The following is a 13,617-nucleotide window of genomic DNA, read 5'->3' as shown; positions in this document are numbered from 1 at the left end:
GGTCACTTCCCCAGCCAGGCGTCGTAGAACAGCGGATAGGCGGCGGCCTCGAAGGTCACGCCGTGCACCCTCTTCTCGGCGCCGATCAGGTAGGTCGGTACGTACATGGGCAGCGTGAGCGCGTGCTCGATCAGGTACTTCTGGATCTCGCCGTAGCGGGCCGCGCGGATCGCCGGGTCGGTGGTCGCCGCGGCCTGATCGAGCCAGGTGTCGATCTGTCGGTCGGCCAGCTTGAAGACGTTCAGGCCGCCCTTGGCCAGGGTTTGTCCGGAGCCGAACAGGGTGCGCAGCACGTCGGGTTCGGCCCGCACGTTGCTGGTGTCCCAGATGTCCATGTTCCCGGCGTAGACGTCCTTGCTGTAGGTGCCGGTGTCCTGGCCCACCCGGTCGATCTCGATGCCGACCTGTTTGGCCTGGGCCTGGATGCCCTCGCCGAGGATGTCGCGCTGTTCGCGGATCTTGGCGGTCAGCACCGGCCAACGCAGGCTGAGCCGGGTGCCGTTCCTGGTCCGCACGCCGTCCGAGTCGCGCCCGGTCCATCCGGCCTCGTCCAGGAGTCGGTTGGCCAGCGCCGGGTCGCGCGGCCAACTGCCCTCCACCGCGGGGTTGTAGCCGACCCCGTTGGGGCTGAGCGCGCCCCAGGCGCGGTGGTACTGGCCGAAGTAGATGGCCTTGACCAGTCCCTCGACGTCCACGGAGCGCTGGAAGGCGATCCGGACGCGTTCGTCGGCGAAGGGTCCGCGCCCGGAGTTGAGGAACACGCTGTACACACCGCCCGGGGCGTCGGCGCGCAGCAGTTGCAGTGAGCCGTCGCGCTTGATGGTGCGCACGTTCGCGGCGGGCAGACTGCCGATCACGTCGACCTGACCACTGGTCAGCGCGCCGACGCGGACCGCGTTCTCGGTGATGAAACGAATGCTCAGGCCGTCCAGGTGGGCCGGTCCGTCGTGCGCGGCGCTCGCTGGGGCCCACGCGTAGTCGGGGTTGCGGCGCAGCGAGATGCTCTGCTTCTTCGTCCACTTCTCGAACCGGAACGGCCCCGAGCCGACCGGCCGCACGCACGGGGCGGCCGGGTTGGTCAGCGACCCGGGTGACTGGATGCCGAGGTAGGCGGTGCTGAGCACCTGGAGGAAGGGCGCGTACGGGCGGGACAGCGTGATCCGCACGGTGGTCGGATCCGGCGCCGCGCTGCCCTTGTAGGCCGCCATCAGGCCGGCCGCGCCCTGCGACTTGGTCTTGGGGTCGACCACGTGGTCCAGGCTCGCCTTGACGGCGGCGGCGTCCAGCGTGGCGCCGTCGTGGAAGCGCACTCCCGTGCGCAGCCGGAAGGTGTACGTGAGGCCGTCCGGTGAGATGTCCCAACTCTGGGCCAGCCAGGGGTGGATCACGCCGTCGGGGGTGAGGTTCACCAACGAGTCGAAGATGTTGCGGTCGATCAGCGCGGTGACGTCCAGGGGGCTGACCGCCGGGTCGATGCAGGCCGGTTCCACGTCGGTGGCGAAGCTCAGCGTGCCGCCCGGGCGCGGTGCGGCGCCCGCCTGTTCGGCGGGGCCGTCGTCCGCCGCACAGCCCGAGAGAAGCACCGCCAGTGCCGCGCCGAGGGCCACGAGCAGGCGGGGTCTGCCCCGGGCCGTGCGTCGAACGATCGTGTGCATGCTGGGGCTCCTCGAGGGTGTGGCCGGCTCCGCCCGACGAACGCGGAACCCGTGCGGTGCGGACGGGGCCGGCACCGGGGCGCCGGGGAACCGGGCACGGGGACGTTGATCGATCACTCTCGGTACGGGCGCTAAAGCCGTGCTGAAGTCCGTCGCGGCACCCGGTCCGCGGGCCTTTCGGCAACCGGTCCGTGAGCTGGGCGACTACCGGTCCGTGAGTCCTGGGACTACCGGTCCGTGAGCCCTGCGACCACCAGTCCGTGAGCCCTTCGACCACCAGTCCGTGAGCCCTTCGACCACCGGTCCGTGAGCCCTGCGACCACCAGTCCGTGAGCCCTGCGACCACCGGTCCACGGACCCGTGGCAACCGCTCGCGAGCCCTTCGGAAATCGGCCCCGTGGACCCGTCGGCGCCCGGCCCCCGCGGGCCGTCGGCAACCGCCTGCGAGCCCGTCGGCGCCCGGGTCGGCGGGCCGGTCTTAGCCACGTTTTAGCGCGCCCGCACAGCCTTGCCGCAGCCGTCCCCGCAGCACGGGCACCCACGGGGGCAGCCGGAAGGCGTGTACGCGGCACCGGACGCGGGCTCGTCACCGCTGCGGGCCGACGGCGCCGCCGGCACTCGCACACGTGAAGGAAGGGCAAGGATGCACGCCTCGGATATCCACATCCTCGCGGTCGGCACGGCACTCCCGGGCCCGGCCGTGGACAACGCCGCCCTGGCACGGCGGTTCGGCATGGAGGCGGTGTGGGAGCAGTGGATCGACGTCTTCATCGGCACCCGCACGCGCCACCTCTCGGTCGACCTGGACAGCGGCGAGATCCGCTCCTCACTGGCCGAACTCGCCACCGCCGCCGCCGGGCGCGCGCTCGCCGACGCGGGCCTGGTCCCGGGCGACATCGACGTGATGGTGCTGGGGACGGCCACCCCGGACGTGCTGATGCCCGCGACGGTGAACATCGTCGCGGACCGGCTGGGCATCAACGAACTGCCCACCTATCAACTCCAGTCCGGCTGCGCGGGCGCGGTGCAGGCGCTGGACGTGGCGAGCACCCTGCTGGCGACCGGCCGACACCGCACCGCGCTCGTCCTGGGCGGCGACGTGTCCGCGAAGCACTTCGATCTCGACGTCGACCTGCGCGCGTTGTCCCCGGAGGAGCTGGTCAACTTCGTGCTCTTCGGCGACGGCGCGGGGGCCGCCGTGCTGAGCACCGAGCCGGTGCCCGGGTCGGTGGCGATCCGCGCGATCGTCAACCGGCTGACCGGGCTGGGCCGGGCGCCCGGTCAGGTCATCGAGTGGTTCGGCCTGGCCGATCGGCACGCCGACCGGCCCGCCGCGAGCGAGGACTACAAGATGATCGAGGAGTCGGTGCCGGTGATGGCCGGCGAGATCCTCGCCGAACTCCTGGACGGGCTGGGCTGGGACGCGGACGACGTCGACTACCTCCTGCCGCCGCAGTTGTCCGGCCGGATGACCGCCCGGATCACGCGAACGCTGGACGCGCCTCGCGCGCAGGAGATCACCTGCGTGCACGAGACCGGCAACAACGGCAACGCGTTGCCGTTCCTGCAGTTGGAGCGGGCGCTGCCCAAGATGGCCGTCGGCGACCGCGCCGTGGGCATCGCGGTGGAGTCCAGCAAGTGGATCAAGGCGGGCTTCGCCCTGGAGAAGATATGACCACCACCCCATCGCCCGCGGCCGCGAGCACCTCCCCCGCCCCGACCGGGGTCGACGCGCTGCTCGCGCTGCACCGGGCCGACCGCCTGGTCGCGCGGTACCCGAGTGTGCGCGAACTGTTGGCCGACGCGACTACCGCGGAACTGGCCCGGGCCGGACTGTTGTTGGCCCGCCTGGATCCGGACGCGGTGCTGGCCGCCCACCCGGGCGTGCGCACCGTCTCGGTCACCATCACCGGACACGGCACCCTGTCCGCGCTGACCGGCGCGCTCACCGGGGAACTGGCCCGACACGGACTGGTGTCCCGCCCGCAGGTCACCGACTTCGACAGCTACGTCTTCGAACTCTCGGATACGGACAGCTCGTTGTACGCGGCCAAGGCGGACCTGGTGCTGTGCGTGCTCGACGCGTCGGTGGTCTTCGACGAGGTGCCGGTGCCGTGGACCGCCGCCGACGTGGAACGGGTGTTGTCCGCAAAGGTGGGCCTGCTCGAACAACTCGCCGCGCGCTACGTCGGCACCGGAACCGGGACGCTGGTGCTCAACACGCTGCCGCTGCCCCGCGCACACTCGGCGCAACTGGTGGACCATCGCTCCCGGGCCCGGCTGGGCGCGGTCTGGCGCGAGGCCAACGCACGCCTGCTCCGGATCGCCGACGCGCACACGAGCGTCGTCGTCCTGGATCTGGACCCGCTGCTCGCCGAGGGCATCGCGGCCACCGAGCCGCGGCTGCACGTGTACGCCAAGGCGCACCTGTCCGCCGAACTCCTGGCCGGGTACGCCCGCGAGGCCGCGCACCTGGCCAACAACGTGGTCGGCCGGACCCGCAAGGTATTGGTGCTCGACCTGGACAACACGCTGTGGGGCGGCGTGCTGGGCGACGACGGGATCGAGGGTATCGAGGTCGGCGCCGGCTACCGGGGCGAGGCGTTCACCGCCTTCCAACGCGTGGTCAAACAACTGGGCGCCCAGGGCGTCCTGCTCGCGGCGGTCAGCAAGAACGACCCCGACCCGGTCCGCGAGGCGCTGCGCGAGCATCCCCGAATGACGCTGCGGGAGGACGACTTCGTCCGGGTCGTGGCCAACTGGGCGCCCAAGCACGAGAACCTGGCCGAGCTCGCGGCCTCGCTCAACCTCGGCGTGGACGCCTTCGTCTTCGCCGACGACAGTGCCTACGAATGCGGGCTGGTCCGGCGCGAGTTGCCGGAGGTCGCGGTGGTCCGGCTGGACGAGGAGCCGGCGCTGCACCCGGGTCGGCTGCTCGCCGACGGCTGGTTCGACACCCGCGAGCTGACCACCGAGGACCGGGCCCGGACCTCGCGCTACCGGGACGAGCTGGACCGGCGGGACTTCCTCGACTCGTTCACCTCGCTCGACGACTACCTCAACGAACTGGGCGTGACCGTACGCGTCGCCCTCGCCGGCCCCGACGACACCGCCCGGGTGTCCCAGCTCACGCTGCGCACCAACCAGTTCAACCTGACCACCCGGCGGCTGCAACAGCCCGCCGTCCAGGCTCTGCTCGCCGATCCGGACGCACTCGTCCTGACCATCCACGCCGCCGACCGCTTCGGCGACAACGGCCTGGTCGGCGCGATCCTCGCGCACCGCCGCGACGGCGCGCTGCACGTGGACAACATGCTGCTGAGCTGCCGGGTGTTCGCCCGCGGCGTCGAGCAGTCGGCGCTGTCCGCGCTGCTGCGGCACGCGCGCGCGAGCGGGGCCGAGGCCGTCTACGGCACGTATCGGGCCGGTGCCAAGAACGGCAAGGTCCGCGACCTCTACCCCCGGTACGGGTTCGTGCCCGTCCCGGGCGAACCCGCGGGGTCCGGCCTGGATCCGGTGGATCCCGCCGCCGCGGACGGCGACGCGCTGACCTTCCGACACGACCTGGTGGACATCGTCCCGGTGCCCGGGCACGTCGCGCTGACCGAGACCTTCGAAGGGGAACCCGAGCGATGAGCACGTTGAACACCCTGGACGACTTCGTCGCGCTGGTCCGCGACGAGCTGGGCCTGCCGATCACCTCGGCGAACGCGGCGGACTCCTTCGACCGGCTGGCAGGCTGGGACTCGGTCCACCTGCTGTGGCTGCTCACCGCGCTGGAACGGCACACCGGTCGACGCATCTCGCTGCCGGACGTCCTGGAGGCGACCAGCCTGGAGGCCGTCTACACGCTGGCGGTGTCCTAATGAGCGGCGCGGGCGTACCGGCGGCTCGCGAACGCCGGCACACGCTGTACTTCCTCGGCGAGATCCGCGCGTTCGCCCCCGTCTTCCTGGACACCGAGGTCGACATGAGCGCGGTGCTGGCGCACCGGACCGCGACCCGGGGCACCGGCCGGCCGTACTCGCTGGTGACCTACGTGCTGCACGGTGCCGCGCGGGTGCTCGCCGACCATCCCGAGGCCAACGCGGCGGCACTGGGCGGGCTGGTGCCGCGCGTGCTGCGGCACGGTTCGGTGGACGGCAAGCTGACCCTGGACAAGACCCTCGGCGGCCGGCGCGTCGTGCTCTCGGCGGTGCTGCCCGATCTGGATCGCGCGAGCCTGGCCGAGATCCAGCGGCAGGTGTGGCACTACGCCGACGGAGATCCGGCGGCGATGCCCGAGTTCGCCGCGCTGACCAGGCTCCAGCGGTTGCCCAGGCTGATCGGCGCCTTCGCCTTCCGGCGGGTGGTCCGGCCGCTGCGGACCCGGGCGCGGCGCTTCGGCACCTTCGCGGTGACCTCGCTCGGGCATCGCGCCGTGGACGGCTTCCACTCGGTCGGCGGCACCACCGTCACCCTGGGCGTGGGCCGGATCGTGCAGCGCCCGGTGGTGCGCGACGGGCGGATCGTCATCGCTCCGGTCATGCGCCTGAACCTGGCCTTCGACCACCGCGTCATCGACGGCGCGGAGGCCGCGGACGTGCTGACCGAGATCAAGCAGGCCCTGGAGGACTTCACCGAGCCCGGCCCGGGAGCGGCCGAGCCGGCCGCCGCCCCGGAGCCGGCCGAGGCCGCCGAAACCCGCTCCCCCCTCACGGAAGGCAGCCCGAGGTGAACGACATCGACGAGCTCAAGCAGTTCGTACTCGTGCACGCCAAGGCCCAGAACATCCCGCCGGCGCACTACGGCGAGTTGCTCGCCCGGATCGACAACGACGACGACGGCGCGCCGGGCTCCTGGGCGCGCGAGTGGTCGCGGGGCGCGGCCCGGCTGGCAGGCGACGGAAAGCTGCTGGAGGCGTGCCGGGACTACAACATGGCGCGTTTTCCCTATGTCGACGGGCCGGCCCGGCAGCAGGCCCTGGACGGCTGCGTGTCCACGTTCGGCCGGTGGGCCGCCGAGCAGCCCGATCTGGAGCGGATCGACCTGGACCTGCCAGGCGGTCGGGTGGGCTGCTGGGCCACCGGGTTGACCGACGGGCCCGACGGCGTACGCAAGCCGCTGCTGCTGGTCACCGGCGGCATCGTGAGCATCAAGGAACAGTGGGCCCCGGTACTGCTGATGGCCCGCAAACTCGGCCTGGCCGGGGTGGTCACCGAGATGCCCGGCGTGGGCGAGAACACGCTGGCCTACGACCGGGACAGTTGGCGGATCCTGTCCGACGTGCTGGACGCGGTGGCCGATCGCGCCGACGTCTCGCGCACGTACGCGGTCGCGCTCAGCTTCAGCGGCCACCTCGCGCTGCGCTGCGCGGTGTCCGACCAGCGCATCCGGGGCATCGCCACCGCCGGGGTCCCGGTCGGCGCGTTCTTCACCGACGCCGACTGGCACAGCCGGCTGCCGCGGGTGACCGTGGACACCCTGGCCCGGCTGACCGGCGCCAAGCCCGAGAACCTGTACACCCGGATGGCCGACTGGGCGCTGACGCCGGATCAACTGGCGGCCCTGGACATCCCGGTGGCCTGCACGGTGAGTCTGCGGGACGAGATCATCCCGCCGGCCGACCCGGAGCTGCTGCGCGCGCACGTGCGCGAGCTGAGCCTGAACACCTATGACGACGTGCACGGTTCGCCCGGGCACGTCACCGAGACCCGGTTGTGGATCATCGTCTCGGTGTTGCGCATGATGGGCGCACGGTCCCCGCAACGCGCGATCCTGGAAGGCCTGTTGGCCGTGCTCCGATTGCGCCGTCGGCTCACCGGACGCGTCGGATGAGCGCGCGGGCGGGCACCTCGTCCCGCTTCCTGCCGCGCGAACCCGACGAGAGCGGCGCGCCGCTGCGACTGTTCTGCTTCCACCACGCGGGCGGCGCGGCCTCGTCGTTCGGCGACTGGCGGCACGCGCTCGGACCGGGCGTCGACGTCCTGCCCATCCAACTCCCCGGCCGCGAGGGACGGGCCCGGGAATCGCGTGCGCGGGAGCTGACCGAGCTGGTGGCCGAGCTCGACGCCGACCTGGATCCGTGGCTGAGCGACCGGCCGTACGTCTTCTACGGACACAGCATGGGCGCGCTGGTGGCCCACGCGTTGACCCGACGACGCTTCGAACACGACCGCACGCTGCCCGAACGGCTCGTGGTGGGCGCGTGCCCGGCACCGCATCTGCGCACGCCCCTGGACGGCGCCGCCGAGCGCACCGACGAGGAACTGGGCCGATTCCTCCTGGACATCGGCGGCATGTCGCCGACGCTGCTCCGGTATCCGCGCTGGCGAAGCGCGGCGATCGCACTGCTGCGCGACGACCTGCGGTTGTGCGCGTCCGACCCGCATCGGGGGCACCCGGAGTACGGCGCGCGGCTGCCCTGCCCGATCGAGGTCTTCGCGGGCGTCGATGATCCGCTCGTACCGCTCCCGCACGCCGCGGCCTGGCACACCTACACGTCGACGCGGTGCCGCGTACACGTGCAGTCGGGTGGCCACTTCTTCGCCCAGGAACCGGGCGCGGCCTTCGCGGCCCGCGCGCTGGCCCCGCTCCTGCGCGCGCCGGCGGTCGCCCGGGCCTGTTGACCACCGCCGGCCGTCGGGCCTACGACCACGAGCGTGGGACGGCCGGCGTCGCCCGACGGCGGGCCCGGTCGACCAGGGGCCGCGTGACGGGCGTCGCACGACGAGGGCCGGCCGACGAGGGCCGCCGCCCGAGGCCGTGCGGCGAGCGTCGAAAATCGGATATCGGACCAGGTCCGGTGGGGTGCCCAAGCGCCGTCCCACCGGGCCTTGTCGCGTTCCGGCACCGGTCGGCGCCGCTCCCGGACCGGCCGCGCCGACGGCGGCGGCGCGCGGCCGGCCGCTTTAGACGATTCAAAGGCCGGCGTTAGTACCCGCGACAACTTTGGAGCCTGGCAGCACACGAACGGTCCTCAGGCATCCCCGCACGGTGCGGCGCCGCGACCTGTTCACGACGAGGGGCAGTGACACGCGATGACAGGAAAGCCCGTGCCGGCCGAGGCGACGCCGGCGACCGACGTCGACACCGCCGGCATCGACACCGACGCCGTCGCGATCGTCGGCATGTCCTGCCGGTTGCCCATGGCGGAGCACCCGGCGGCCTTCTGGCGGCTGCTGCACGACGGCGTGGACGCGATCACCGAAGTCCCGGCCGACCGCTGGGACATCGACGCCTACTACGACGCGGACCCCTCGGTCCCGGGCAAGGTGGCCACCCGGCACGGCGGATTCCTGGACCGTGTCGACGGCTTCGATCCCGCCTTCTTCGGCATCGCCCCGCGCGAGGCGGTGGCCATGGACCCGCAGCAGCGGCTGATCCTGGAACTGGGCTGGGAGGCCCTGGAGGACGCCGGCATCGTCCCCGCCACCCTCGCCGGCAGCCGAACCGGAGTCTTCGTCGGCGCCACCATGGACGACTACGCCGCGCTGCTGCACCGCGCCGGCGCCGCGGCGATCACCCGGCACAGCCTCACCGGCGTCAACCGCGCCATCATCGCCAACCGCGTCTCGTACACGCTGGATCTGCACGGGCCCAGCCTCACCCTCGACGCCGCCCAGTCCTCCGCGCTGGTCGCGGTGCACACGGCCTGCGAGAGTGTCCGCCGCGGCGAGTGCGAACTGGCCATCGCCGGTGGCGTCAACCTCAATCTCGTGCCGGAAAGCACCGTCGGCGCGAGCAAGTTCGGCGGGCTCTCGCCCGACGGACGCTGCTTCACCTTCGACGCCCGGGCCAACGGCTACGTGCGCGGCGAGGGCGGCGGCGCGATCGTCCTCAAGCCGCTCGCCCGCGCACTGGCCGACGGCGACCGGGTGTACTGCGTCATCCGAGGCGGCGCGATCAACAGCGACGGCGCCACACCGGGCCTGACCGTCCCCGACGCACGCGCCCAGGAAGCCGTCGTCCGCCTCGCGCACCGGGCCGCCGGCGTCGGTCCGGACGACGTCCAGTACGTGGAGCTGCACGGCACCGGCACCAAGGTGGGCGACCCGATCGAGGCCGCGGCGCTCGGCGCGGCGCTCGGGACCGCTCGCACCGCGTCCGGGAAGCCGCTCGCGGTCGGGTCGGCCAAGACCAACGTCGGGCACCTGGAGGGCGCGGCGGGCATCGTCGGACTGCTCAAGACGGCGCTGAGCATCCATCACCGGGTGCTCCCGGCCACCCTCAACCACGAGACGGCGCACCCCGACATACCGCTGGCCGAACTCAACCTGCGCGTACAGACCGAATCGGGTACCTGGCCGCAGCCCGATCGACCGCTGATCGCGGGGGTCAGCTCGTTCGGCATGGGCGGCACGAACTGCCATGTGGTGCTGGCGGAATCACCGACCGCGCGACCTCGGAACGACGCCTCGACGGCTGCGGGCGCGGGAGCCGGAGCGGACTTGGGCCCGGAGTCGGGCTCCGGCTCCGGCTCGGACTCGGAGCGGCCGTCGACACCGACGCCGTGGCTGCTGTCCGCCCGTACCCCGCAGGCGCTGCGGGACCAGGCGGCCCGCCTGCACGCGTACGTCACCGCGCGCCCGGAGGCGGACCAGGCCGCGATCGCCCGGACGCTGGCGACCCGGCGGACGTTGTTCGCCCATCGTGCGGCGGTCGTCGCGGACCGGCGGGCCGGCTTCCTCGCCGGGCTCGCCGGGCTCGCGGAGGACCAGGGCGGCGCCTCGGTCGTGGGCGCCACGTACTCGGGATCCGCCGGCGGGACGGCGTTCATGTACACCGGTCAGGGCAGCCAACGCCCCGGCATGGGCACCGAACTACGCGCCGCCCACCCCGTGTTCGCAGACGCCTTCGACGAAGCCGTCGCCCACCTCGACCCGCACCTGGACAAGCCACTGCGCGAGGTGATCGACCACCACCCCGAACTCCTCAACCAGACCCGCTACACCCAACCCGCACTCTTCGCCCTCCAGACCGCGCTCCACCACCTGCTCGCCCACCACGGCATCACACCCGACTACCTCATCGGCCACTCCATCGGCGAACTCACCGCCGCACACCTCGCCGGAGTCCTCACCCTCCCCGACGCCGCCACCCTCGTCACCGCGCGCGGGCGACTCATGCAGACCGCACCCACCGGCGGCGCGATGATCGCGATCGACGCCACGCCGGAACAGCTCGCGGAACTCCTCGTCGATCACCACGACTTCGTTTCGATCGCCGCGCACAACGGGCCTCGGGCCACGGTGATCTCCGGCGACCGGGACCGGTGCCGCCGAATCGCGGAACAGGCGCGCGGCGCGGGTCACAAGACCAAGGAACTCACCGTCAGCCACGCGTTCCACTCACCGCACATGGACCCCGTACTGGCGGAGTTCCAAGGCATCGCGGCATCGCTGACGTATCACGCACCGCATACCCCGCTCGTGTCCAACATCAGCGGCACGATCGCCACCACCGGGCAACTCACGGACCCCGCCTACTGGACCGAGCACATCCGCCGCGCCGTGCACTTCCACGACGGCGTCACCACGCTCCACCGGCAGGACGTCGCCACCTACATCGAACTCGGCCCCGACAGCACCCTCACCACCCTGGCCCGGGGCACCGTCGAGAGCCTGCGATCGGGCGCCTCCGCCCGGGACGCGTCCGCCTCCGCCCGAGACGCGGCGCCCGTCTTCATCCCGACCCTGCGCCGCAAGCATCCCGAGGCCAACACGGTCGCCACCGCCGTCACGCACGCCCGTCTCCTGGACGCGGCCCCCGACTGGAGCACCCAGCTCACCACCGACCGGGTCGTCGACGACCTGCCCACCTACGCGTTCCAACGTCGCCGCTACTGGCTCGCAGACCCGGCGCCGGGCGCCGATTCCGGACCGAGCATCGAAGCCGCCGCGCAGACGGGCCCGGATCCCGCGTCCAACGCGGAACACACGGAGGACGCGCAGAACACCGAGGACGCGGAGACGGCGGAGACCGCGGAGCCGGCCAACCCGCTCGCGCACCGCCTCGGCGGTCGGTCCGAAGCCGAACAGAGGCGCGTACTACTGGAGTTGGTCCGCACGCAGGCCGCAATCGCGCTGGGTCACGTGACCCCCGATGCCGTCGACCCCGGGCAGAGCTTCAAGGAGTCGGGATTCGACTCGCTGACGGCGGTGGAGTTCCGCGACCGGCTCGCGACCTCGACCGGGCTGGACCTGTCCGCGACGCTCACCTTCGACCATCCGACGCCCCGGGCCCTGACCGACCACCTGTGGGCCCGGTTCTCCGGAGTCGGCGCCACGAACAACTCGCGGGCCCGCGTGACCGCGCCGCGCGACGACGATCCGATCGCGATCGTGTCGATGAGTTGCCGCTATCCCGGTGGCGTGCAATCTCCCGATCAGCTCTGGCAGTTGGTCAGCCAGGGCATCGACGCCATCACCCCGTTGCCGACGAACCGGGGTTGGGATGTCGACGAGCTGTACGCGCCGGAGCCGGGTGTACCGGGCAAGACGTACGCGCGAGCGGGCGGATTCCTGCACGACGCCGACGGTTTCGACGCGGAGTTCTTCGGCATCAGTCCGCGCGAGGCCGCCGCGATGGATCCGCAACAACGCCTGTTGCTGGAGACCGCGTGGGAGGCGTTCGAGCAGGCCGGCATCGACGCGTCCACGATTCGCGGCAGCGACGCCGGAGTCTTCGTGGGCGCGATGAGTCAGGACTACGGCCCGCGCCTGCACGAGCCCGCCGACGGCTTCGAGGGCTACCTGCTCACCGGCAATACGGCGAGTGTCGCGTCGGGTCGGGTGGCCTACACGTTCGGGTTCGAGGGGCCGGCGGTGACCGTGGACACCGCGTGCTCGTCCTCGCTCGTCGCGATCCACCTGGCCGCACAGGCACTTCGACACGGGGAGTGCTCCCTGGCGCTCGCCGGCGGCGCGGCCGTGATGGCGACGCCGGGCATGTTCGTGGAGTTCAGCCGCCAGCGCGGGTTGTCGCCGGACGGCCGCTGCAAGGCGTTCTCGTCGACGGCGGACGGCACCGGCTGGGGCGAGGGCGTCGGCCTGCTCCTGCTCGAACGCCTCTCCGACGCCCAACGCAACGGCCACCCCGTCGTCGCCGTACTCCGCGGCTCCGCCATCAACCAGGACGGCGCCAGCAACGGACTCACCGCACCCAACGGCCCCTCCCAGGAACGCGTGATCCGCCAGGCACTCGCCGCGGGCAACCTCACCCCCGACCAGATCGACGCCGTCGAGGCACACGGCACCGGAACCGTACTGGGCGACCCCATCGAGGCCCAAGCCCTCCTCGCCACCTACGGACACAACCGCCCCACCGAACGCCCCCTCCACCTCGGCTCGTTGAAATCCAACATCGGCCACACCCAAGCCGCCGCAGGCGTCGGCGGCGTCATCAAAATGGTCCTCGCCATGCAACACGGCCTACTCCCCAAAACCCTCCACGTCGACGCACCATCACCCCACATCGACTGGACCACCGGCGCCGTCACCCTGCTCACCGAACCCACACCCTGGCCCGACACCGACCACCCCCGACGAGCAGGCGTGTCCTCCTTCGGGATCAGCGGCACCAACGCGCACGTGATCATCGAGCAGGCGCCGGTATCGGTGGCTGCGCCGGTCGATCGGGAGCCGGAAGCCCCGGTCACCGCCGACCCATTGCCGCTGCCTTGGGTCTTGTCGGCGCGTACCCCGCAGGCCTTGCATGATCAGGCGCGGCGGTTGAGTGAACACCTGGAGGCTCGACCGGAGTCGGACCCGGCGGCTGTCGCCCGCGTACTGGCCGGGCGCACGCTGTTCGAGCACCGCGCGGTGATCATCGGCAACCACACCACCTCGTTGAGCGCCCTCGCCCGGCAGCAGGAAACCCCGGACCTCATCCGGGGCACCGCCACCGGCGACCCCGGCAAGATCGTGTTCGTCTTCCCCGGCCAAGGCAGCCAATGGGACGGCATGGCACTCGACCTCTACAC

8 protein-coding genes are annotated in these 13,617 nt (G+C 72.1%); 7 read left to right on the top strand and 1 reads right to left on the bottom strand.

All coding sequences use genetic code 11. From position 1 onward, the window contains the following. Nucleotides 1–2: 2 nt before the first annotated feature. Complete coding sequence (locus ACWCPW_RS36125; protein ID WP_449765800.1) at nt 3–1,655, bottom strand: ABC transporter substrate-binding protein; 1,653 nt, start codon at nt 1,653–1,655, stop codon at nt 3–5. A gap of 643 nt (nt 1,656–2,298) precedes the next feature. Here ACWCPW_RS36125 and ACWCPW_RS36120 point away from each other — a divergent pair. The 7 genes from ACWCPW_RS36120 to ACWCPW_RS36090 all read left to right on the top strand — a co-directional run. After that, nucleotides 2,299–3,330 (top strand): 3-oxoacyl-ACP synthase III family protein, encoded by a 1,032-nt coding sequence (locus ACWCPW_RS36120; protein WP_449765799.1) that lies wholly within the window; start codon nt 2,299–2,301, stop codon nt 3,328–3,330. Further along, nucleotides 3,327–5,291 carry an HAD-IIIC family phosphatase gene (locus tag ACWCPW_RS36115; RefSeq protein ID WP_449765798.1) on the top strand — a complete coding sequence of 655 codons (1,965 nt, stop codon included), beginning with the start codon at nt 3,327–3,329 and terminating at the stop codon, nt 5,289–5,291. Before ACWCPW_RS36120 ends, ACWCPW_RS36115 begins: the two co-directional genes overlap by 4 nt. Then, nucleotides 5,288–5,521, top strand: coding sequence for an acyl carrier protein (locus ACWCPW_RS36110; protein ID WP_449765797.1), 234 nt, complete (start codon nt 5,288–5,290; stop codon nt 5,519–5,521). Before ACWCPW_RS36115 ends, ACWCPW_RS36110 begins: the two co-directional genes overlap by 4 nt. After that, entirely contained in the window at nt 5,521–6,372 is an 852-nt protein-coding gene (locus ACWCPW_RS36105; RefSeq protein WP_449765796.1) for a 2-oxo acid dehydrogenase subunit E2, read from the top strand. Before ACWCPW_RS36110 ends, ACWCPW_RS36105 begins: the two co-directional genes overlap by 1 nt. After that, nucleotides 6,369–7,472 carry an alpha/beta hydrolase gene (locus ACWCPW_RS36100; RefSeq protein ID WP_449765795.1) on the top strand — a complete coding sequence of 368 codons (1,104 nt, stop codon included), beginning with the start codon at nt 6,369–6,371 and terminating at the stop codon, nt 7,470–7,472. Before ACWCPW_RS36105 ends, ACWCPW_RS36100 begins: the two co-directional genes overlap by 4 nt. Further along, nucleotides 7,469–8,263, top strand: a complete 795-nt coding sequence (locus tag ACWCPW_RS36095; RefSeq protein WP_449765794.1) for a thioesterase II family protein — start codon at nt 7,469–7,471, stop codon at nt 8,261–8,263. Before ACWCPW_RS36100 ends, ACWCPW_RS36095 begins: the two co-directional genes overlap by 4 nt. A 411-nt stretch (nt 8,264–8,674) precedes the next feature. Next, the coding region (locus ACWCPW_RS36090; RefSeq protein ID WP_449765793.1) for a beta-ketoacyl synthase N-terminal-like domain-containing protein at nt 8,675–13,617 on the top strand (4,943 nt) is incomplete at its 3' end.

Source organism: Embleya sp. NPDC001921, from assembly GCF_053594475.1.
Note: the sequence above shows the minus strand (reverse complement) of the source record. Positions and strands in the feature narration are given on the sequence as shown.

Bases quoted from the DNA above. Each gene is read 5' to 3' on its own strand.
- ACWCPW_RS36125 (WP_449765800.1), bottom strand. From the start codon at position 1,655: ATGCACACGATCGTTCGACGCACGGCCCGGGGCAGACCCCGCCTGCTC.
- ACWCPW_RS36120 (WP_449765799.1), top strand. From the start codon at position 2,299: ATGCACGCCTCGGATATCCACATCCTCGCGGTCGGCACGGCACTCCCG.
- ACWCPW_RS36115 (WP_449765798.1), top strand. From the start codon at position 3,327: ATGACCACCACCCCATCGCCCGCGGCCGCGAGCACCTCCCCCGCCCCG.
- ACWCPW_RS36110 (WP_449765797.1), top strand. From the start codon at position 5,288: ATGAGCACGTTGAACACCCTGGACGACTTCGTCGCGCTGGTCCGCGAC.
- ACWCPW_RS36105 (WP_449765796.1), top strand. From the start codon at position 5,521: ATGAGCGGCGCGGGCGTACCGGCGGCTCGCGAACGCCGGCACACGCTG.
- ACWCPW_RS36095 (WP_449765794.1), top strand. From the start codon at position 7,469: ATGAGCGCGCGGGCGGGCACCTCGTCCCGCTTCCTGCCGCGCGAACCC.